This window comes from Vibrio sp. B1REV9 (genome assembly GCF_905175395.2).
In the GTDB taxonomy this organism is placed as follows: Bacteria; Pseudomonadota; Gammaproteobacteria; order Enterobacterales; family Vibrionaceae; genus Vibrio; species Vibrio alfacsensis.
The window spans coordinates 1231820-1253076 of sequence record NZ_HG992746.1 but is presented as its reverse complement, the minus strand read 5'-3'; the positions used below and the strand labels follow the sequence as shown (position 1 = coordinate 1253076).

The 21257-nt window shown below is 44.6% G+C and carries 16 protein-coding genes; 9 read left to right on the top strand and 7 right to left on the bottom strand.

Translation table 11 applies throughout. The features are described 5' to 3' along the window. Position 1 precedes the first annotated feature (1 nt). The gene (locus tag KHN78_RS19665) at positions 2-250 is read right to left on the bottom strand and encodes a hypothetical protein (protein ID WP_211918320.1); all 249 of its coding nucleotides are present in this window, start codon (positions 248-250) and stop codon (positions 2-4) included. A 388-nt stretch (positions 251-638) separates the two neighbouring features. Continuing rightward, positions 639-878 carry an RNA recognition motif domain-containing protein gene (locus KHN78_RS19660; RefSeq protein WP_211918318.1) on the bottom strand — a complete coding sequence of 80 codons (240 nt, stop codon included), beginning with the start codon at positions 876-878 and terminating at the stop codon, positions 639-641. 130 nt (positions 879-1008) lie between these two features. Here KHN78_RS19660 and KHN78_RS19655 point away from each other — a divergent pair, with 130 nt between their 5' ends. Then, the gene (locus KHN78_RS19655; protein WP_211918316.1) at positions 1009-1539 is read left to right on the top strand and encodes a GNAT family N-acetyltransferase; all 531 of its coding nucleotides are present in this window, start codon (positions 1009-1011) and stop codon (positions 1537-1539) included. Between the two features lie 43 nt (positions 1540-1582). Here KHN78_RS19655 and putP read toward each other — a convergent pair whose 3' ends face one another. From putP to KHN78_RS19635, 4 genes are all read right to left on the bottom strand, one after another. Beyond that, positions 1583-3076, bottom strand: coding sequence for a sodium/proline symporter PutP (gene putP / locus KHN78_RS19650; RefSeq protein ID WP_211918314.1), 1494 nt, complete (start codon positions 3074-3076; stop codon positions 1583-1585). A gap of 137 nt (positions 3077-3213) precedes the next feature. Next, a complete protein-coding gene (locus tag KHN78_RS19645; protein ID WP_211918312.1) occupies positions 3214-3921 on the bottom strand; it encodes a 1-pyrroline-5-carboxylate dehydrogenase in 708 nt (235 codons plus the stop codon). An 11-nt stretch (positions 3922-3932) separates the two neighbouring features. After that, a complete protein-coding gene (gene putA / locus KHN78_RS19640) occupies positions 3933-7079 on the bottom strand; it encodes a bifunctional proline dehydrogenase/L-glutamate gamma-semialdehyde dehydrogenase PutA (protein ID WP_211918310.1) in 3147 nt (1048 codons plus the stop codon). A gap of 430 nt (positions 7080-7509) precedes the next feature. After that, positions 7510-8322 (bottom strand): AraC family transcriptional regulator, encoded by an 813-nt coding sequence (locus KHN78_RS19635; protein ID WP_211918307.1) that lies wholly within the window; start codon positions 8320-8322, stop codon positions 7510-7512. Between the two features lie 906 nt (positions 8323-9228). Between KHN78_RS19635 and KHN78_RS19630 the strand changes: the two genes are divergently transcribed. Beyond that, the gene (locus KHN78_RS19630; protein ID WP_211918305.1) at positions 9229-9948 is read left to right on the top strand and encodes a PAS domain-containing protein; all 720 of its coding nucleotides are present in this window, start codon (positions 9229-9231) and stop codon (positions 9946-9948) included. An 88-nt stretch (positions 9949-10036) separates the two neighbouring features. Here the strand turns inward: KHN78_RS19630 and pdxH are convergent, their stop codons facing one another. Next, on the bottom strand, positions 10037-10672 hold the full coding sequence (gene pdxH, locus KHN78_RS19625; RefSeq protein WP_211918303.1) for a pyridoxamine 5'-phosphate oxidase: 636 nt from the start codon (positions 10670-10672) through the stop codon (positions 10037-10039). Positions 10673-10840: 168 nt separating this feature from the next. Between pdxH and KHN78_RS19620 the strand changes: the two genes are divergently transcribed. The 7 genes from KHN78_RS19620 (at position 10841) to KHN78_RS19590 (ending at position 21256) form a co-directional block, all read left to right on the top strand. Further along, positions 10841-12688, top strand: a complete 1848-nt coding sequence (locus tag KHN78_RS19620) for an ATP-binding protein (RefSeq protein WP_223917832.1) — start codon at positions 10841-10843, stop codon at positions 12686-12688. Next, complete coding sequence (locus KHN78_RS19615; protein ID WP_211918299.1) at positions 12681-13907, top strand: sigma-54-dependent transcriptional regulator; 1227 nt, start codon at positions 12681-12683, stop codon at positions 13905-13907. Before KHN78_RS19620 ends, KHN78_RS19615 begins: the two co-directional genes overlap by 8 nt. Positions 13908-14016: 109 nt before the next feature. After that, complete coding sequence (locus KHN78_RS19610) at positions 14017-15408, top strand: HlyD family type I secretion periplasmic adaptor subunit (protein WP_128813475.1); 1392 nt, start codon at positions 14017-14019, stop codon at positions 15406-15408. Positions 15409-15502: 94 nt separating this feature from the next. Further along, positions 15503-16186 (top strand): transglutaminase-like cysteine peptidase, encoded by a 684-nt coding sequence (locus KHN78_RS19605; protein WP_128813476.1) that lies wholly within the window; start codon positions 15503-15505, stop codon positions 16184-16186. A 5-nt stretch (positions 16187-16191) separates the two neighbouring features. Next, positions 16192-18105 carry an EAL domain-containing protein gene (locus KHN78_RS19600; RefSeq protein ID WP_211918297.1) on the top strand — a complete coding sequence of 638 codons (1914 nt, stop codon included), beginning with the start codon at positions 16192-16194 and terminating at the stop codon, positions 18103-18105. Positions 18106-18119: 14 nt separating this feature from the next. Further along, the gene (locus KHN78_RS19595) at positions 18120-20234 is read left to right on the top strand and encodes a type I secretion system permease/ATPase (protein ID WP_211918295.1); all 2115 of its coding nucleotides are present in this window, start codon (positions 18120-18122) and stop codon (positions 20232-20234) included. Between the two features lie 422 nt (positions 20235-20656). Further along, on the top strand, positions 20657-21256 hold the full coding sequence (locus KHN78_RS19590) for a mechanosensitive ion channel family protein (protein ID WP_211918293.1): 600 nt from the start codon (positions 20657-20659) through the stop codon (positions 21254-21256). Position 21257: the final 1 nt, after the last annotated feature.

Here is a 21257-nt window from a genome sequence, read left to right as displayed (position 1 = left end):
ACTACAGTACTGCTGATGTTTGTCGCGCTGGATGTGGAATAACTTCACCGATGGCGCGATGATTACAACAACGACAAAAGTAATGTGGTTCCATTTCATAGTAATGTTCACCCGTTACAAATTTCGCCATTAGTTGGGTAAAACTCACTACCTTGCCAGTTAGTGTTTCCAGTTGCTCAGGTTCACTACGCTTCATAATAACTTTGTGCTGCGTTGGTTTTCTGCACGTTGAGCAATAAATATCCGGCATTACATCTCTCCCTAATTTCTTACAGTACTACTGACAATTGACATATTCTGTTCAAAATAATTCCGTAATTAAAAAGTGTGCTTGCTTTTTTGTGTCCTAGGTTCAAAAAACTAAATAAAACAACATAAAAATGAGAGGTTGGTCGGACCAGGGGTCAATGCGAGCATCACTCTTTCAATTCATGCAGGAAACACATTATTCTCAATCAGTATTTGAATGAATAGATCAGGGAAGTGACATGAATGTTCAACCAAAATTAACCACTGAGCGACTCTTACTTAGACCATTTCATTATGATGATTGCCAACAAATCACATTGCTCGCGGGCGATAAACAAAGAAGCCAGCAATCTATGCTGGCTTCTCTCAACGTTAGTCTTGTGCGGCAATTAGTCTTGCGCGACTTTCACTCGGATTTTGCTTTTTGCTACATTGGATAAATTTAACGCATCCAACGCACAAATGGCTTCCGCTTCATCCGGCATAATGACAAAGCCAAAGCCTTTTGACAGACCCGTTTCATGATCAAGAACCAAGGTACAAAGCTCTACTTTGCCGTAATTTGAGAATAGTGCGCGGAGATCTTGCTCAGTGGTTTCACGAGCCAAGTTTCTTACTAAAAGTTTCATAATAAACCTAGTTGGTTGGATAACGGCTCGATTCTCTCAGGTTATCTCTAGCAAACCAAGTGAATAATCTTTCGCAATCACTAACCGCTTCTGTTTAAATAAGTTTTTATTACCTCCAAGGAGCAACAGTATGGAAACAACACGTCTAAAACTGATACCTGCATGCTTGGAGCGGGCAGAAGAGGCCCACCACGCTGTGATGCATAGCCGGAAGACTCTCGAAGTCTTTCTTCCTTGGATCCCATATGCACTGACACTTGAAGCCATGATTGATGGAACACAAAAAGCCATCACTAACTTTAGAAATTTCGAGGAAGAACTTCGTTACTTCATTATTGAGAAGCAAAGTGATCGCATGATTGGTGCTATCGGCCTCATGATCCGAGATAAGAAAGTCCCCTCATTTGAGATTGGCTATTGGCTTGACGATACCTCTGTAGGAAAAGGCTATGCATCTGAAGCCCTGCTCGAACTAGAACGTCATGCGTTTGAGGATTTAGGTGCAAGGCGAATTGCCATCACGGCGGACTCTACCAACCACAAAAGTCGAGCAGTCGCCGAACGTTGTGGATATGAGTTTGAAGGTGAGTTGAGAAATGAACGTCTCAATACTTCAGGAAACTTAAGCAATACTGTGGTTTATGCCAAAATCAGAAACTAAAAAACCCGCGATGGTCGCGGGCTTTTGTTTAGCGTAAGTAGAATTAATCAAGTTCTACCAATTTCTTCTCATACGCTTTGTATTGATCAATAACATCTTGCGTCGCACCACCTGTCATTTTGCTCACCGAAACGATAGCGATGGTCGAGAAGATGATTCCCGGTACGATTTCGTAAACATCAAACCAACCGCCTGTGAGTTGTTTCCATACCACGATAGTGATACCGCCGACTAAAATACCCGCTAGTGCACCATTACGGTTCATTCCGTTCCAGTATAGGCTCAGTACAACTGCAGGACCAAACGCAGCACCGAAGCCTGCCCACGCGTAAGACACAAGTCCTAACACTGAACTATCCGGTGTCATTGCAAGGAATAGAGCAATCAGAGAAATCACGATAACGCCGACACGACCAATCATCACCACTTCTTCAGAAGAAGCATTAGGTTTAATTACTTGCTTGTAGAAATCTTCTGCAAGTGCAGATGACGAAACAAGAAGCTGAGAGTCCGCGGTACTCATTACCGCTGCTAGAATAGCCGCAAGTAAGATACCTGCAATCACTGGGTGGAATACGGTGTTCACCAATAGCATAAAGATTTTTTCACCGTCATCGAGCTGCGTACCTGGGTGGTTTGTTACCCATACCAAACCCACTAAGCCGATCAACAACGCACCAGTCATAGAAAGTGCAGTCCAACCCACAGCGATACGGCGTGCAGTCGTAAGGTCTTTATTTGAACGTGATGCTTTAAAACGGGCTAAAATATGTGGCTGACCAAAGTAACCTAGACCCCAAGCAACGAGTGAGATAATCGCGATTGCCGATAATGGCTCACCATTCACGTCGTTCCAAAGCGTTAGCAACTCTGGGTTAATCTCGCGCATGTCAGTTGCAAGTTGACCTAATCCACCGTCCATCACGGCTACAGGTACAATCATCAATGCCGCTGCCATGAGCAAGCCTTGCACTAAGTCCGTCCAAGATACCGCTAAGAAGCCACCAAATAGTGTGTACGACACCACACATACTGTGCCGATCACAACCGCGATGCTGTAATCCAAGCCGAATACGGTTTCAAACAATTTACCCCCTGCTACCAAGCCTGAGCTGGTGTAGAAAAGGAAAAACAAAAGAATGAAAAACGCAGAGATTGTCTGGATCAGTTTCGACTTATCGTTAAAACGACGCGATAAAAATTCTGGCAGTGTTAGCGAATCCGTTTGAATGCTGAACGTACGAAGACGCTTGGCGTTAATTAGCCAGTTTGCCCATGTACCCAGCAATAGACCACCCGCTAGCCAAAACGCTTCAATACCTGCCGCATACGCATACCCCGGCAGACCAAGTAGCAACCAACCACTCATATCTGATGCGCCTGCAGAAAGTGCCGCTGGCCAAGGGCCAAGGCTACGACCACCTAGAAAGTAGTCCGATGAATTGGAAGTCCTCTTATACGCATAAACGCCAATGGCAACCATAATTAACAAATACGCCACGAATGTGGTCGTGATAGCAAAACCATTTTCTATCATTAGATAGTCCTCGTTATAATTATTTCCTTCCTTGTTTCTTCTGGTATTTTGCCGTCTCAGCAATACACCAGAACAAGAGATACCAACCCAAGTTAGCTCTTCGGCTCTCTGTTGTTAGGTTGGCATCACAAGTCAGGTTAGTGGGCGTCGCTTCCCAACTCGAGTAGAGTCGCGTTACCACCCACCGCTGTAATATTTATCGTTCGAGTACGCTCGGTAATAAACCGTAACGACAAATGAGGATCGTGAGCCACCGTCGGTGACTCCAAATCCGTTTCAGACACTAAACCGACGATGGCACCGTCACGCTTAGCCAGTTGTAAGTTAAGCGCATGCTCAACCTGTGAATACCCAACATAACCAACACTGCGCACGTCACTGTCTAACAGCGGGGAAGACGCATCGTACGCAACCACTTGGACTAGGTTAGATGGGAAAGTTGCTGACGCCACAGCGTGATTAACCAATTGATTAAACTCTGTATTGTCACTGCAAATCACCACACTGTTACCCGCAATTAAGGCACAAGTGATCATTGCAAAAGTGCTGTACAACGCGTTCTCAGTGTTCGTTTGATCATTTTCACAAATGATCAAAGCCACACCGCGCCCCGCCGCGTACAACTCGTTAGTTTCGCCTGTCGGCCCCACTAACTGATGTGTCTCTGCTAATAAGCTTGACGCTTGTTGCAAGTGGTAAGCGATAACTTTACCCACCACAGCGTGTTGCTCTTCAGCAGCAGATTTAAATGCAAGTAAGTGCTCACATTTATGATCAAAATCGGTCAGATTCCACTGCTCCCATGCAGAGAATGCATCTTTAAAATAGGTGATCTGATGAACCATAATGCGACTCCTTATGCATTCTCAACATGAGCGAAAAGATGTTTCGTAAAGCGGTATAGGTAGTGAGGACCACCAGCCTTTGGACCAGTGCCAGATAAGCCTTGACCACCGAATGGTTGAACCCCAACCACGGCCCCCACTTGATCGCGGTTGATGTAGCAGTTACCCACTCGAGCGTGTTTTTCAATCCAACGATAAGTGGTCTCATTACGGCTATGGATACCCATTGTCAGACCAAACCCCGTTTGGTTGATTTGCTCAACTACGTTTGGTAGTTCTGACGCTTTAAAGCGAACAATGTGCAAGATAGGACCGAATTGTTCTTCTTTCAGTACATCAATACCTGAAATTTCGAATGCACTCGGTGACACAAAATCACCGTGCTCACACGTTTCATTCAGTTGCAGCTGCGCGACTTTGGTTTGCGTACTCGTCATGTGCTCAAGGTGAGCAAGGAGTTTGTTTTTTGCATTGCTGTCGATAACAGGACCAACATCGGTTTTGTGTAGATAAGGAATTCCAACATGCAGTTCATTCATCGCCCCTTGGATAAGGTTGATGATGCGATCGGCCACATCTTCTTGAACAAACAGAACGCGCAAGGCAGAACAGCGTTGACCAGCCGAAGCGAAAGCAGAACGAATAACGTCACGCACAACCTGCTCTGGCAGTGCGGTACTATCCACAATCATGGCGTTTTGACCGCCAGTTTCAGCGATAAACGGTACTGGCTTCGCGCTGCGCTCGGCAAGCGTCACGTTGATGCGCTGTGCCGTAGCGGTTGAACCGGTGAACGCCACACCTGCAATCGCATTATGCGATGTTAACGCATGGCCGATTTCAGCTCCGCGACCAGTCAAGAATTGAATCGCACCCGCTGGGAATCCGGCTTCTAACATCAATTCAACCGCACGTGCTGCAATCAAGCTGGTTTGCTCTGCTGGCTTGGCCACAACCGTATTACCCGCCACCAACGCCGCCGTTACCTGACCGAGGAAGATCGCCAACGGGAAGTTCCAAGGGCTGATACAAACGAATACGCCTAAACCCTCACGGCTAGAGATACGCTTCACGCCATCAAAACCTTCCAACTCAAACGGCTGAAGATTTTGCGCTTGTTTCGCGTAGTAACGACAGAAGTCGACCGCTTCACGCACTTCATCGATGCTGTCATGAATCGTCTTACCCGCCTCTTGGTGACAAATCGCCACCAGCTCCGCCAAGTTTTCTTCCATTAGATCCGCAAGCCTGTCTAAGCATGCGGCTTTTTTCTCAATGTCGGTGCCTTTCCACGCAGGGAATGCAGCATCAGCGGCTTCGATCGCAGCGGAAACATGATCAAGGCTAGCAAAAGCCACCTGACCGACTTCGATACGACGATCATAAGGTGCGGTAATGATCTCTGCAGCATTTACCTTGATCATGCTTTCGGCATGTTTCACACCATTGATGATCGGACCTGCTGTCCATTTCTGTGTTAGAAAGCTTTCAACCAGCGCTTCAAATGGTTTCACTTCACTGTCGATATCAACGTTGACACCGTATGAGTTTTTGCGCTCAGGGAAGATGTTCGTTGGCATTGGGATTTGGTGATTATTCAGCGTATCAAACGACGTCAGCACATCCACTGGGTGATGTGTCAATTCTGAAATAGGGCAACGGGCATCCACTAAACGGTGGACAAACGAGCTGTTCGCGCCGTTTTCTAGTAAGCGGCGAACCAAGTAAGGAAGCAGATCCGCATGGCTACCTACTGGTGCATAAATACGAACGGTTTGACCATAAGTCTCCATCACATGGTTATAAAGTGAATCGCCCATACCATGCAGACGTTGGAATTCGTAATCTCTATGCGCTGCCATCACCGCAATCGCTGTCACGGTGTGTGCATTGTGACTAGCAAATTGAGGGAAGATATTGCCACGGACACTTTCGCTCAATAGGAAACGCGCGCACGCGAGATAAGCAACATCGGTCGCTTCTTTGCGCGTATAAACTGGGTAGTTATCGTAACCTGCTTGTTGTGACCACTTAATTTCGCTGTCCCAGTACGCACCTTTCACTAGTCGAAGCGGGATAAGGTCGCCCTGCTCTTTCGCCAGACCGTTTAGCCATACCAATACTGGCAGTGCACGTTTCGAGTACGCCTGAACGACCAAACCAAACTTACCCCAGCCTTTGACTAGATCACTTCGGTACAGTTTTTCAAACAGTTTTAATGACAGCTCTAAGCGGTCCGCTTCTTCTGCGTCAATCGTGATGGCAACATCCACTTCGATAGCACGTTTAAGCAGTTGCGTTAACGTGTCGTAAAGCTCTGTCATCACGCGCTCTTCATTCGCCACTTCGTAACGTGGGTGAAGCGCAGAAAGCTTAATAGAAACAGATGGTGCAGGGCTTGTGTCACTACCCCCATCCTTGCTGAGAGTAATTTCACGACCAACAGCTTCAATCGCCATTAAGTAGTCTTTGAAATACTTGCTTGCGTCTGCCGTGGTCAGCGCCGCCTCACCCAACATATCAAATGAGTAAGTGAAACCTTTATCGCGCATTGGACGACCGTTCTTCTGTGCTTCTTCAATCGTACGGCCACGAACAAACTGATGACCCATGACTTTCATGGCCTGATACATGGCTTTACGGATCACAGGTTCTGAGAATTTATTTACCAGACGGTTTACAGCCTGACCTGGGCTCTGGGTTTCTTGCTCACCAAGACCAATCACTTTACCCGTTAACATTAATCCCCAAGTTGATGCGTTAACGAATACTGAATCGGAACTCTTAAGGTGAGATTTCCAGTCAGCCACACTTAACTTGTCTTTTATTAAGGCATCGGCCGTTGCTGAATCGGGAATACGCATCAAGGCTTCTGCTAGACACATAAGCAAAATACCCTCTTGGGTATCTAAGCTGTATTCCAACAGCAGTGCATCAATCATTTGAATTGATTTTTTATCAGCACGAATGGCTTCGATAAGCTGGGTTGTTTGGGTCGTGATTGCCGATTTTTCTTCCGTTGTCGGCGTTGCTAGCGGCAATAATTGCTCTAACCATTGAGACTCGTCCACCATGTACAATGGCGAGATCAGTGACCACAACTTATCAAGCGGCTGCTCGATAAATTCCGGTGTTAACACGTTTGTTGCAGTAAACATGCGTTTTCCTCAATCTCTCTCCTCGAAAACCGCTTCGAGGATCATCAATGGCTAGCAGTGTATTTTGAGGCCGAGAAGAATACTTGTCAAAAACTACGAGTTTTTTGTCAAAAAGTCGCTTTTATAACAATACAACTACATAGTCACACGCAAATGCTCAATATTTTGTATGTCAAATATTAATCTTCCACCTTTATTTACAACAAAACAAAGCAAATATGGGGCATATTTTGCTTAAATAAGAGTGATTTAGATTACTTTTTGAATAAGAGAAAGCCCAAATGCATTAAATATTAATCATTTCCATCAAAAAAATTACGTGAATCACGTTTGATTGCTCAAATTTCAAGCGCAAAAAAGCCGCGAGTGATTCGCGGCTTAACTCATGATCTCGAAAAGCTGAAAACGTTATTGAGCAAATAAAACCGGACTATCCAACCTGTTTCTTATATTGAGATGGCGATAAGCCCTGTAAGCGAGTAAACGTATGGGTGAACGTACTTTGACTGGAGAATCCCGTAAACTCGGCAATTTGGCCCAGTGTTAAATGACCTTTCTCTATCAAGTCACGTGCCATATCGATCCGTTTACCAAGTACATACTGATGTGGAGTGATGCCCATTTGATCTTTAAACAAGCTGTGAAATTGGCTCTCACCCAAGAATACGCTACCTGCCAACTGTGCCACGCTGATTTTATGGCTAAGATGCTGCTCAATATAACGATCAATCGCCTCAAGATCGAAGCGTGATTCTTTCTTACTGGTTTCAAATGCAGAAATATGGCGCTGCATAAGCGCGATCACGGTATCGTTGCACGCTCGACTGAGTAGCAAGTCATCAGGAGAACTACGCATTTCTTGAACCAACATTTGAATCAATTTTTGGATTTGACCATCGAGTTGAAAATACAGATGAGACTGCTCCAAACTGTTGATTTTTTGCAACATATTTGGGTCATCATTACTGGGCTTAGGTAAGTTTAACACCAAAATATCGGACTGATGAATCACACCACCGAAAGCATGATCAGAGCATGCTGTCACAACACAACCTTGTCCTGGCCCAACCAAATTACCCTGCCCACGAACTTCAAATTCGGCCTGTCCCTTTAGACCAATCACAATTTGTGTGTATGCATGATCATGACAAGCCATATAAGATGGAAGCGTGATCAACTCTGCTGGCTTTGGCAACATGATCTCTTTATATGGTGGGGCTTTCGGGTTCTCTGCAGTACTCATTTCGAACAGTTGTCTTTACACGGTAGGCTTACACCTTGGCATCATATACTTTCTCTATTGGCTTGCAAATCATCACCGTTCCAATTGCGCAAGATCCTATCAAGATGATCATGAACCTTTACATGATCATAGTTCCGGAACGATGATCATGCGCGTATAACCTACGGTCAATGTACACCCAATTTTATTAACAAAAACCGTAAGATAGAGAAAACCAACCCATTTCACCTTTCGTCTTAGAACGATCTTTGATATTGAAACACACCGCCATGTAAGGCACAGCGCTTGTCGGCCTTGAAATTTAGCCCAATCCAGACTTAGAAAGGTAAAAGCCGCTAACATTCGATAGGAAAAGGCCAAGAATCTAGCAAGATAGAGGGATTTCCCCCCTTACTTTTATACCTTAAATTCAATACATTAAGCCCAGAGCGCTAGGATGCATACGATCCTAGTACTCACGGTATCTACTTGATACCTCTAACTTACTTAGCAGACCCTCGCTATGTAATTTAGAACCTCTTCTACACGTCGACAAGATTATATCTTGTGTTGCCAGCCCGTCTTCAGGCTGGCCTTTTTTTTTATCTAATTCCAATGAAAACAATGGTATAAACTGGTATCATAGCGCTGTCTCAACGTATCCTAACGTTAATCATTACGCTGAGTTACCTTGATCATTCTTCCAATCTTCCAGTTCAACCTGACACGATTATCGAAAGCATGATCAAGGTGCCCTCTTATGATGACCAACCATGGATCCAGAGAGCGATATCAGTTTGAATCATTGTTGAATAATTGCGCGCTTTGCTCCGAAAAGGTCGCCTTAAACCAATCTCGGAACGTATTGATTAGGATGACATTGATCCGCAATCACGCAGACCATAAATAGCAGTAGTGAGCCCCCTTTTGAATATTCCAGTCAATACCATAGAACAGTCGCTCCTTCGACAGCTACCGGGTTGTTGGGGGTGCAAAGATAAAGAGTCTGTATTCCGCTATGTCAATCAGGAATACGCCGAACTCATGGGGCACTCTTCTCCTAAGGAGTGCATTGGGAAGACGGATTTTGAAATGATCAGTCCGACCATTGAGTGTGCTCAAGAATTTCAACGCCAAGACCAATATGTGATTGAAACCGGCGAGTCACTTAAGATCCTCGATATTCATCCATACCCAGACGGTCACTGGCGAGCACATATTTTTACCAAAACGCCTTGGCGTGATGACACTGGCAACGTTCTCGGCACCATATTCTATGGTAGAGAACTCACCGACACTGCCGTGATCGAAGTTGGGTACTGGGTCTGTCGCGCGATAGGCGTCAATTCGAATAAACAATCAATTTTTCGCTTCTCAAACGTCAAACCAGAACCAGACAAACTCACCTGCCGGGAGCAAGAAACGTTATTTTTATTACTTTATGGGAAAAAGCCGCAGTTCATTGCGCAGGCGATGGGAATTTCCACAAAAACCGTGGAAGGACATGTCGCTCGCTTGCGAGCAAAGTTTGAAGCAAACAGTAAAAACGAGTTAATAGATAAAGCGATGGAAGCCGGTTACGGTTCTATCGTGCCAAGAAGTTTGTTGAAACATCAACTTTCTGTCGTTCTTAATGGAGAACGTTAAAGGCATTACCCACAAAACAAAAACACCGCCAGACTCTAACTTAAAAGAGCTCGGCGGTGCTTTATCAGTTAAGCATGCAACGTTTTCTCTACGGCGCTAGACGATCAATATCCCATGTGCCGTCTTGATTCGAAAATAAGAAACGATCGTGAAGGCGGTGTTCGCCACCTTGCCAAAATTCAATACTCTGCACTTTAACTCGAAAGCCACCCCAAAACGTGGGTACAGGGATCTCACCTTTGGCAAACTTCTGCTTCAACTCCAGAAATTTACCCTCTAAGACGCCCCGTGCTGAAATACGACTGCTTTGTTTACTCGCAATCGCAGCAAGTTGGCTTTCTTTAGGACGAGAAGTGAAATATTTCATGTTTTCCATCGCGGTAAGCTTTTCGGCCACGCCCGTGATGTGAACCTGACGCTCAAGCGGGTGCCAAGGGAAATGTAGGCTGATATTGCTATTGTGTTCAAGTTGCTGTGCTTTTCGACTGCCCAAGTTGGTGTAAAACACAAAGCCATCTTTATCCACGTTTTTGAGCAAGACAATACGTTGAAACGGCATGCCGTTTTCATCCACCGTTGCGACTGTCATTGCCGTAGGATCGGTCAACCCCGCCGCCACCGCTTGCTCCAACCAAAGATTAAATTGATCAATCGGATCTGCTTTCAAATCTTTACGACGCAGGCCACCTTTTGTGTACTCACGACGAATATCAGCAAGTTCCATCTTCACTCCTTCACTCGTTTTTATTCGATTGTGCGCCCGATAAATAGTAAATACAAGGCCAGAACGCGACAGCACAACTGACAAAGCCGTGTTTTGTCACGTTATCGCTTCACCTCACAACAAGGTGAAATGCCTTTTGATAACATAGCGTTAAAAACAAGTGAGTGAATCGTGAACCTACTTAACATTAACGCTTTACGCCATTTTTTGTCGGTCTTATTCGCCATCGGTGTGTTTGGGCTTGTTTTAACTCATCACTACGCAACGCAATACCAACAAGATCAATGGCAAGATAAACTCAAAAGCCAAGCCATTCAAACAGGCCAAGAAATTGAGTATGAGCTTGCCAAGTTTGAACAAGTACCAAACCTACTGAGTCACGACCCAAGATTGCTTGCAGCCGTCAAAGTAGGCTCTCCTTCTCATTCGCTCAATCTTTTGTTGTCTGATTGGCTTGATCAAAGCCTTGCCGATACCATTTACGTTCATGATAAAACCGGGGTCGTCATTGCCTCAAGCAACTATCAACAAGATGACAGTTTCATTGGTGCTAACTTTGCTTTTCGCCCCTATTTTCAAAATGCACTCAAAGGACACACGGCGCAATACGTCGCACTTGGTGTTCGTTCTAACAAACGTGGCTACTTCTTTTCTTCGCCACTTTGGGTCGATGGTGAAGTGAAAGGTGTGGTTACGGTAAAAGTTAACTTGGAGCAGTTAGAACAACGCCTCGCGCAAAACGATGGGGATTTATTAGTAACTGGTGTTCACAATGTGGTTTTCATGAGTAACTTGCCCAATTGGCGTTATCGTGCTCTGTTCCCGCTTTCCAAACAAGCACAGCAAGAGCTTAATCAAACTCAACAATATGGTGAAACACTACCCTTATACTATGGCGAACTCACCAAGCAGAGTGGCGTTAGTCAATTTGAAAACCATCAGCTATTGGTATCACCCAAATACCTCGCCTACACAACAAATATGTTTGATAAAGGCTTTCGCGTCATTGCATTTATTCATCAACAAGAAGTCTCCACAGCCGTATTGCAAGCCGATATGGTGTATCTGCTGCTGTATGTGTTAGTGAGTTTGATTGCATTGGCATGGTTTCAAATGCTGGTCAACAAGGCACGCCTTGCAAATGTGAATGCCAACTTAGAACTAAAGGTACAGGAAAGAACCTTAATTCTCAGCCAAGCCAATGACAAGTTACAACAAACGGTACGCCAATATGAGCAAAGCCAGCAAGAGCTCAAGCAAACACAACAAGAACTCACTCAAGCAACGAAGCTTGCGCTATTAGGAGAGCTCTCTGCCAGTATCAATCACGAAATAAATCAACCCCTGGCTGCTCTCAAAACCTATACAGAAAATTCACAGCGTTTAATGGCAAAGGAACGCTATCCAATGGTTCAAGACAACCTCAACAAAATGCTTGCTCTCAATGACACGATTGCAGAAGTCATTGCACGTTTGAAAGTCTTTACCAGAAAGAACGGACAGCACCAGCACAATGAAGTCTCGCACCTTCACTATGCCGTGCACAATGCCACCAGCATTCTAAGCAATAAGCTGATCAAGCAAGGTGTGACATTAAAAGTGCCATCGATTGGACGTGACGTCATTCTTGCGATTCACAATGTTGAGCTCGAACAAGTGCTGATCAACCTACTCCATAATGCTGCGCAAGCCATGGAGGGGCATGGTATTGATCCACAGATATCCATCACCGTTCAATATCATGGTTCACAATGCGATATTCTGATTTCAGACAATGGTCCAGGGATGTCACATGACGCCCTTGCGAAAGTATTTGACCCATTTTTTACCACTAAACCCGAGGGATTAGGTTTAGGGTTGACCATTTCCAAACGCATCTTAGAAAGTTACCAAGGCACACTGGCGGCTTATCAAAACAAAGAGATAGATAGCATTGCTCAATCAAAGGGCATGACTTTCATTGTGACGGTGCCTTGTGCGATTAACATCAACAAAGAGGAAAACCGACATGCATAGCCCAATTTACTTTGTTGATGATGACCCCCACATCCGTGATGCGGTAAGCCAAGCATTGATCATTGAAGAAATAGATGTCATTTGTTTCCCAAATGCAATCGAAGCATTACGAATGATTGATCCGGGTACCCCCGCAATCATCATCACTGATATCCATATGCCAGTCATGAATGGCTTAGAATTCATGCAAACACTGCTCAATAGCAATCAACACTTTCAATTTATCGTGTTAACGGGACATGGTGATGTGAAGACGGCCGTAGAAGCGATGAAAAGTGGTGCTTACGACTTTCTAGAAAAGCCCTTTTCGACCGAGCGTTTACTAAAGTCTCTCAATAAAGCCAAAGAACGACTTTCCTTACTTCAAGAAAATGTCTGGCTGAAAAAAGAACTCGCCATGCAAACGCATGTTGGCCCCAAGATGATCGGGCATAGCCAAGCCATTGTTAAACTGCGCCGAATGCTGATCAGCACAGCACCCACTCAGCCACTTATTTTTGTTGGTCAGGATGGCACAGGAAGAAGAATCGCCGCGCAATTTGCTCATGATCTTCATGCGGCTCCAGACAGTGAATTACTCGCTGTATCTGGTGAGGATTTATGCCAACTTTCACAAGGCCCTTTAGACACCGCTATTCATCATCTAACCGAGGGGAAAACACAATGCAGCTTATATATTTTCAGCGCTGAAAATCTATCAGAAAAACAGTGGATGCAGCTGTTTTCACACCCCAGATTGCAGCGCGTATTTGGATCGTTAACTCAATCGCCGACAGAGTTTGATCTCAGTGCTAACGTGATTACATTGCCTAACTTAGATCAGCGGAAAGAAGATATTGCGCCACTTTACAAACACTTTGTTCGTCACGCGGCCAGTCGACATCAAATTCAGCCTCCTCATATTACTCAGGATGAAATCCAACATTTAACTCAAATGAGCTGGCCAGAAAACATCAAACAATTGCGCCAATTCGCTGAGTGGCGAGCACTAAAACCAGATGGATTCCATATTCAGGAGTGGGACAGCCAGAAAGGCTTAGAAATACAGAGCATGCAGCAACGCTTAGAATATTTTGAGTATTGTTTATTATTTGATGCACTCCAGCGTCATCAGGGTAGACTAAAAGAGATTCAGCTAGAATTACAAATATCGAGAAAAACTCTTTATGACAAACTAAAAAAGCATCAATTGGATAAATCACAGTTCAAAATGTTCTGACTCATCATGTTGCGATTGTTTACCTATTTTGTTCAAAAAGCATGCTGACAGACTAAGTTAATAATAATAAAATCAAGAAGATAATTAAAACCAACAGGCAAGGAACGTAATGAGCCGCAACAATTACAACAAGTTAAGTAGTGAGGAGTTGGATTTTGTCGATGATAAAACAGCGGCCTTACTCCTCAATACCCCGACAAATGCCCGTATTATGCTCTGGGTTATGGTTCTGTTCTTTATTGCCGCGATCGGTTGGGCATCGTGGGCACAAATTGACAAAGTCACCGTAGGGCAAGGTAAAGTGATTCCCTCTTCACAAATCCAAGTGGTCCAAAACCTTGAGGGGGGATTGGTGAAAGAAATCTTGGTAAAAGAAGGGCAACAAGTAAAAAAAGATCAACAACTTTTATTGATAGATGACACAAGATTTCGCTCTGATTATCGCGAACGCGAACAGCAAGTCGCCAACTTAACCGCCTCTGTTCTGCAACTTTCAGCTTCAATCAACAGCGTCGAAGTAAATCGAGATTTTGATGACAAAAACTGGGAAAAGAGCGTGGTTCTTGACTATGGGAAACTGACTTTCCCACCAAGCTTAGAAGAAAACCAACCTAGGCTGACACTGCGCCAAAAAGCCGAATACCGCGAAGATCTCGACAATCTAAGAAACCAACTTTCCGTACTGGATCAGCAAGTAAAACAGAAACAACAAGATTTAATCGAAATCCAAGCCCGTGTAAACAACTTGCGTCAAAGCTATCAATTTGCACAAAAAGAGCTCGATATAACAAAACCGTTAGCGGATGAGGGTGTGGTTCCACGAATCGAATTGCTCAAATTACAACGCCAAGTAAACGATACTCGACGAGAGCTCACCTCAAGCGAATTGAAAATCCCAATGATTCGCTCGTCTATCCGAGAATCAATGCTTAATCGTATCAATGCCGCATTGAATTTCCGCTCAGAGCAACAAGAAAAGCTTAATAATACCCAAGACCAACTATCTGCTTTAGTTGAATCTGCGGTTGGCTTAGAGGACCGCGTAAACCGGACTGTCGTGGTCTCGCCAGTAACTGGTACAATTAAGACATTGAATGTAAACACCGTTGGCGGCGTAATCCAACCTGGTATGGATATCGTCGAGATTGTCCCAACCGAAGACACGCTGTTAGTGGAAGCGAAAATCGCGCCTCAAGACATCGCGTTTTTACGCCCTCACTTGCATGCCATTGTGAAATTTACCGCTTATGACTTCACCAAATATGGTGGCCTCGAGGGTGAATTAGAGCACATCAGTGCCGATACTACTCAAGATGAAGAGGGTAACAGTTTTTACATTGTACGAGTACGAACCGATAAAACCAATTTCGGTCAAAATGCGGATTTACCCATCATTCCGGGTATGACTGCATCTGTCGATATTATTACCGGTAAACGAACCGTTCTAGAATATCTATTGAAGCCCATTTTGAGTGCAAAAACCAACGCTCTCAAAGAGTAATGAACATTGTCATAAGTTGATTGAGCCAATCATTCAACACACATTTCTCAAGGTGAATTCTTATGGAAGAGAACAGTTGTGATATGAGTCGAATATGCCCTCAGATTTGAAGCGTAAAGTAACGTTAATTGCATGTTTGAGTTGCTTTTCGTTTCAAATTGGCGCGTTAAACAGCGAGGAACAAAGATGGGTAGATGCCGTTACATCCGTGTACGGTGAGCGAGCCGGCAAGCGAGTCATGACTTGGCGCTCAAACCTTGACACCTATCAATCGTTTGGATCTCAAGAAAAACTGAAAGCCGTCAACGACTTTTTCAATCAGCTGTATTTCGTTGACGACATTAAATTGTGGGGAAAAAAGGACTATTGGGCGACACCATTGGAGTTTTTAGGCAGTAACGGAGGCGACTGCGAAGACTTCACCATTGCCAAGTATTTTTCATTATTAGAGCTTGGCGTGCCTGACTCAAAAATGCGCTTAGTTTACGTTAAAGCCATTGAGCTTAATCAGTTTCACATGGTTTTAGCCTACTACCCAACCCCTAGCTCAGAACCTCTGATCCTCGACAACTTAAATCCGAGGATTGTTTTAGCCTCCAAGCGTAGCGATTTGCTACCGATATACAGTTTTAATGGTTCAAACCTCTGGTTAATGAAATCCGCGGCTAGTAGCGGAGAATTAGCCGGAAAATCATCACGTTTGAGCCTTTGGAATGACTTACGCTCGCGTGAACGTAAGTTGCAGTTAAATAAACCTAAAATTAACTATGACGAGTGAAAAACATGACCCTATATAAAAAGCTTGTAGTGGGAATGGTTACGGTCTTTATACTCTTGATGACATCAGTATTCGTAATCGAATTCAATACTACTCGGAACAGCTTGGAACAACAGCAACGTTCAGAGGTCAACAACACCATTAATACCGTCGGTTTAGCGCTTGCGCCTTACTTGAAAGACAAAGATAAGGTAGCGGTTGAATCAGTGATTAATGCCTTATTTGACGGCAGTACCTACTCTGTCGTTCGATTGACCGCTCTCGATTCTGACTATCAAGTGGTACGCTCTTATCCAGTAAAGCCAAGCGATGTACCACAATGGTTTATTGACCTGAATCTTTTCAGGCCTATTCATGATACCCGCATCGTGACCAGTGGTTGGATGCAATTAGCAGAAGTAGAAATCATTAGCCATCCAGGTGCCGCCTATGAGCAACTTTGGAAAGGCTTCATCCGCTTACTAACCGCATTTGGGGTCATCTTTATTGCAGGTTTAGTATCAATCTCCTACATTCTGCGTCGTTCGCTCAAGCCATTGGCCGCCATCGTGAAGAAAATGCACGACATTGCGAACAACCAATTTGGTGATCCGCTAACTCGTCCAAAAACCAAAGATCTTATCGCCGTAGTCGATGGTATTAATATGATGTCGGCACAAATTGAGCTTTCTTTTAAAGAACAAGCGAAAGAAGCACAGCGTCTGCGAGCACAAGCTTACTTAGACCCGATTTCTGGGCTTGGTAACCGCTCTTTCTATATTACTCAAGTCGATCAATGGTTAGCAGAACAAACCCAAGGTGGTATTGCCCTACTCCATGCAGAATACATTGGTGATATCTACGAAACGAAAGACTACCAACGCGCAGATGCGCATGTAAAAGAGCTTTCTCAGCGCCTTAAAAATACCGTCGATGTTCCAGGAGTGACCATAGCGCGTTTATCTAGTGATGAGTTTGGTCTGCTATTCCCGCATATGGATGAAAGCGAATTACGCATCATTGCCGAAAGTATTGTGAGCTGTGTGAATGGTCTAAATACGGACCCAACAGGGTTGGCAAAACCAAAAGCGGCATTGGGTGTGGCACACAGTAAAGACGTAAAAATGCGTTCAGAAGTGCTGTCATTGGTAGACAACGCCTTGTCGAAAGCGAAAGCACAACCAGAAAAATCTTACGGATTTATTGGCAGTGACAGCCCATCGAGCTTAATGGGTAAACAGCAATGGAAAGCGCTCGTTGAAGAAGCCATTCATAGCGGTTGGGTAAAATTCCGTTTTCAGTCTGCGAAGAATACCTGGGGCAAAGTGTTCCACAACGAGGTGTTCTCAAGCATTGAAAAAGATGGTGAGACGTATCGCGCGAACCAATACCTCTTCGCTCTTGAACAGCTTGAAGCGACCAATATTTTCGACCAATTTGTCATTGAGTCGATGATCAAAATGCTAGAAAGTGGGGAGCTCAATGAGCCAGTTGCGATCAATATTGCCCAAAGCAGTTTAGCTCAACCCTCATTCATTCGCTGGACGACACACATGTTGGAAAAACACGTGAAAGTCGCACCAATGCTGCACTTTGAGATCCCAGAAGAATGCTTTATCGAGCACCCACACCATACCGCACTGCTATGTAATGCTCTGCGTCAGTCAGGTGCTGAGTTTGGTGTAGACAACTACGGACGTAACTTCCAATCCCTTGAGTATATTCAGGAATTCCGCCCGAATTACGTCAAACTGGACTACTTATTCACCCACAATTTACACGACGAAAAACAGAAGTTCACCTTAACCTCGATCTCTCGTACCGCCCATAACCTTGGTGTTACAACGATTGCATCGCGTGTTGAGACGCAAATTCAGTTGGACTTCCTCACAGAACACTTTGTTGAGGTTTTCCAAGGTTTCATCGTTGACAAGAATTAAAAGGTTTACCACGGATGAAAGACCCTTTACTGAATTCGCTTATTTACGTTAGCCGTTATTTCGGGTTAGCGAACTCACCGGAAGCCCTGATTAACGGGCTTCCTCTCTCGGAGGGTAGGCTTACGCCATTTCTGCTACCAAGAGCCGCAGAAAGAGCGGGCTTGGTAGCAAAAGAAAACCGTGCAGATCTAGAGAATATCTCGAGCTTAATTCTGCCGGCAATCTTACTCCTCAAAGGGGGAGATTCTTGTGTTCTCAATAGCATTGATACAGAGAATCAAGAAGCAGAAGTCACCACACTTGAGAGCGGGATGGTACCAATATCCATTCCTCTTGAAGATCTACTTGAGCAATACACCGGTCGTTACTTTTTAGTCAAAAAGCAATTTCGATATGACGAACGTTCTCCAGAAGTGCTCAAGACAAATGAAGGCCATTGGTTCTGGTCAACCTTGTGGCAGTCGAAACGCATTTATCGTGACGTTCTTATTGCCTCTATCTTAATCAATATCTTTGCCATCGCCGCCCCGATGTTCACTCGCTTGGTTTACGACAAGGTCGTACCGAATCTCGCGTTTGAAACCTTGTGGGTACTCGCCAGCGGTATTTTTGTCGTGTTTCTTTTTGATTTTTTATTAAAGTCTCTGCGCAACTACTTTATTGATGTGGCAGGTAAAAAGTCCGACATTTTAATCTCATCGAAGCTCTTCAGTAAGGTGATGGGGATTCGGATGGAGTCTAAACCACCCTCTGTCGGAGCCTTTGCTCGTCACTTGCAAGAATTCGAATCTATACGCGAATTTTTCACCTCTGCAACCGTCAGTGCACTGATCGATTTACCATTCGCTATTTTATTCTTAATCATCATCTGGCTGATGGCTGGCGATCTTGTTTTCGTTCCAATGGTTGGCGTGCTGATATTAGTGATTCACTCCTATTTGATACAAGGCCCCCTACGTCGCTCTATCGAAGAGGGTTCTCGCTTAGCCTCCCAAAAATACGCCAACTTAATCGAAAGCTTGGCTGGACTTGAAACCGTAAAAATGCTCAGTGCGCAAAGCCAATTCCAATACCGCTGGGAAGAGGCGGTGGCGCATATGGCAAACTGGAACATCAAGAGCCGACGCATCACGGACAGCATTCAAAACGCAGCAGGCTTCGTGCAACAAAGTAGCAACGTTGGCATGATCATTCTTGGTGTGTACTTAATTGCCAATGGGGATCTAACCATGGGTGGCTTGATCGCGGCAACCATGTTAAGTGGACGTGCTATCGGGCCATTAGTTCAACTCTCTTTGCTCTCAACCCGTTACAACCAAGCAAAATCTTCCATGACCATCATTAACCAAGTGATGGAGATGCCTGATGAACAAGAAGAAGGTAAGCGCTATATCCACCGACCAATCGTTCAAGGCAAAGTGGAAATTGATCGCGTAACGTTCCACTACCCAGACGCACCAGTCGCTTCTATTAGGAATCTAAGTTTAACCATCAACCCTGGTGAAAAAGTGGCGATTATTGGCCGTATTGGCTCAGGTAAAACAACGTTAGAACGTCTCATTATGGGTCTATACCAGCCGACAGAGGGACATGTTCGTATTGATGATACCGACATAGACCAGCTTCATCATGTCGACGTACGGCGCAATATAGGCTGTGTACCGCAAGACTCCAGCCTATTCTTTGGTTCTATCCGAGACAACATTACCTTAGGTCGTCCTCTGACGGACGATCGAGATGTTATGGATGCGGCCAACCGTGCTGGGGTGACCGCTTTTACACAATCGGATCCCGCAGGTCTAGAACGTCAAGTTGGTGAGGGGGGGGCAATGCTATCTGGCGGTCAACGCCAAGCGGTATCGATTGCGCGAGCGTTTCTAGGTCGTCCACCCGTTCTCCTGATGGATGAACCAACAAGTGCTATGGACAATCGCTCAGAAATGCAAATCAAGCATCAATTAGCGCAATTAAAACCAAGTGAGACGCTGATACTTATCACGCATAAAACATCCATGCTCGATGTGGTTGATCGTGTAATTGTAATGGAAAAAGGCAGCATCATCGCAGATGGCCCTAAAGTGGAAGTGCTAAAAGACTTGAAGCAAGGGAAAGTGAGAGCGGCAAGCTAAGTCGGTCAAAGCTAAGTTGGTCAAAACCAAGTCTTTGAAAACTAAGTCGGCCAAAACTGGCTCCATCTTGTAACACAAACTAACTAGTTAATACTACAGCAAATAAGCCCCGCTAAACGACCTGTTTACGGGGCTTATTTATTGAGTTCGAGCAATCCCAAATAGCTGAATTCCTCGAGTAATATCCATAACAATACAAAGCCCACGATCGCAACAAGCCCCATAATGGCTCTTTCATCTTCTTCCATTTCTTCTCTCTCATTTGGTGTCCATATCAATCATAGATTAGCAGGAGACAGTCACAAGGAGAGCTAACTTCGTCTGGCGCAAGTTCGTAGTTGAGAAGTGAGTCAAAGATCTTATTGCATTATATTCAAAATCCGCTATAAATCGCGCCCTGTTCGTTTTCTTGAGTAGAATACATGAATCACTGGATCCACTTAGATCAAATTAGTCCATATTTCACTGCAGGGTCATTCGGTTACAAGGTGCTGATGGGCGTCGTCATTTTTATCGCTTATCGTATACTGAAGAAGATCGCTGATCGCGCCATTCTCAATTTGGCGGAGTCAAAAGGTGTGAATAAAGCACGTTTAAGCTTTATCCAACGCTGCTTTAACGTTGCATTTTTATTTTTATTCATCTCTCTTTTCGCGATTACAACCGGTATTGGCTATGGCGATGTCTCACTATTCTTATCGTCAATCTTTGCCGTATTAGGCGTTGCCTTTATTGCTCAGTGGTCGATTTTAAGCAACATTACCGCCAGCTTCTTAATTTTCTTCGTTTTTCCATATCGTGTTGGTGACCGCATTAAAGTCGTAGATAAAGACGAAGACATCAGCGGTGAAATCCAAGAGATCCGAATGTTCCACGTAATGATCAAACACGGCAATGGCAACTTGATCACTTACCCAAACAACTTGATGCTGCAAAAAGCGGTGTTAAAACTAGCAAAACAAGAAGCCAAACCTGAACAACCCAAAACGACAGCGCGACTTTATACGCGCAGAAAAAAATAAT

Coding starts and splice junctions, on each gene's coding strand:
- pdxH (WP_211918303.1), bottom strand. CDS start 10,672: ATGGAACTTGCTGATATTCGTCGTGAGTACACAAAAGGTGGCCTGCGT.
- KHN78_RS19615 (WP_211918299.1), top strand. CDS start 12,681: ATGCATAGCCCAATTTACTTTGTTGATGATGACCCCCACATCCGTGAT.
- KHN78_RS19660 (WP_211918318.1), bottom strand. CDS start 878: ATGAAACTTTTAGTAAGAAACTTGGCTCGTGAAACCACTGAGCAAGAT.
- KHN78_RS19600 (WP_211918297.1), top strand. CDS start 16,192: ATGACCCTATATAAAAAGCTTGTAGTGGGAATGGTTACGGTCTTTATA.
- KHN78_RS19590 (WP_211918293.1), top strand. CDS start 20,657: ATGAATCACTGGATCCACTTAGATCAAATTAGTCCATATTTCACTGCA.
- KHN78_RS19655 (WP_211918316.1), top strand. CDS start 1,009: ATGGAAACAACACGTCTAAAACTGATACCTGCATGCTTGGAGCGGGCA.
- KHN78_RS19610 (WP_128813475.1), top strand. CDS start 14,017: ATGAGCCGCAACAATTACAACAAGTTAAGTAGTGAGGAGTTGGATTTT.
- putA (WP_211918310.1), bottom strand. CDS start 7,079: ATGTTTACTGCAACAAACGTGTTAACACCGGAATTTATCGAGCAGCCG.
- KHN78_RS19645 (WP_211918312.1), bottom strand. CDS start 3,921: ATGGTTCATCAGATCACCTATTTTAAAGATGCATTCTCTGCATGGGAG.
- KHN78_RS19595 (WP_211918295.1), top strand. CDS start 18,120: ATGAAAGACCCTTTACTGAATTCGCTTATTTACGTTAGCCGTTATTTC.
- putP (WP_211918314.1), bottom strand. CDS start 3,076: ATGATAGAAAATGGTTTTGCTATCACGACCACATTCGTGGCGTATTTG.
- KHN78_RS19605 (WP_128813476.1), top strand. CDS start 15,503: ATGCCCTCAGATTTGAAGCGTAAAGTAACGTTAATTGCATGTTTGAGT.
- KHN78_RS19635 (WP_211918307.1), bottom strand. CDS start 8,322: ATGAGTACTGCAGAGAACCCGAAAGCCCCACCATATAAAGAGATCATG.
- KHN78_RS19665 (WP_211918320.1), bottom strand. CDS start 250: ATGCCGGATATTTATTGCTCAACGTGCAGAAAACCAACGCAGCACAAA.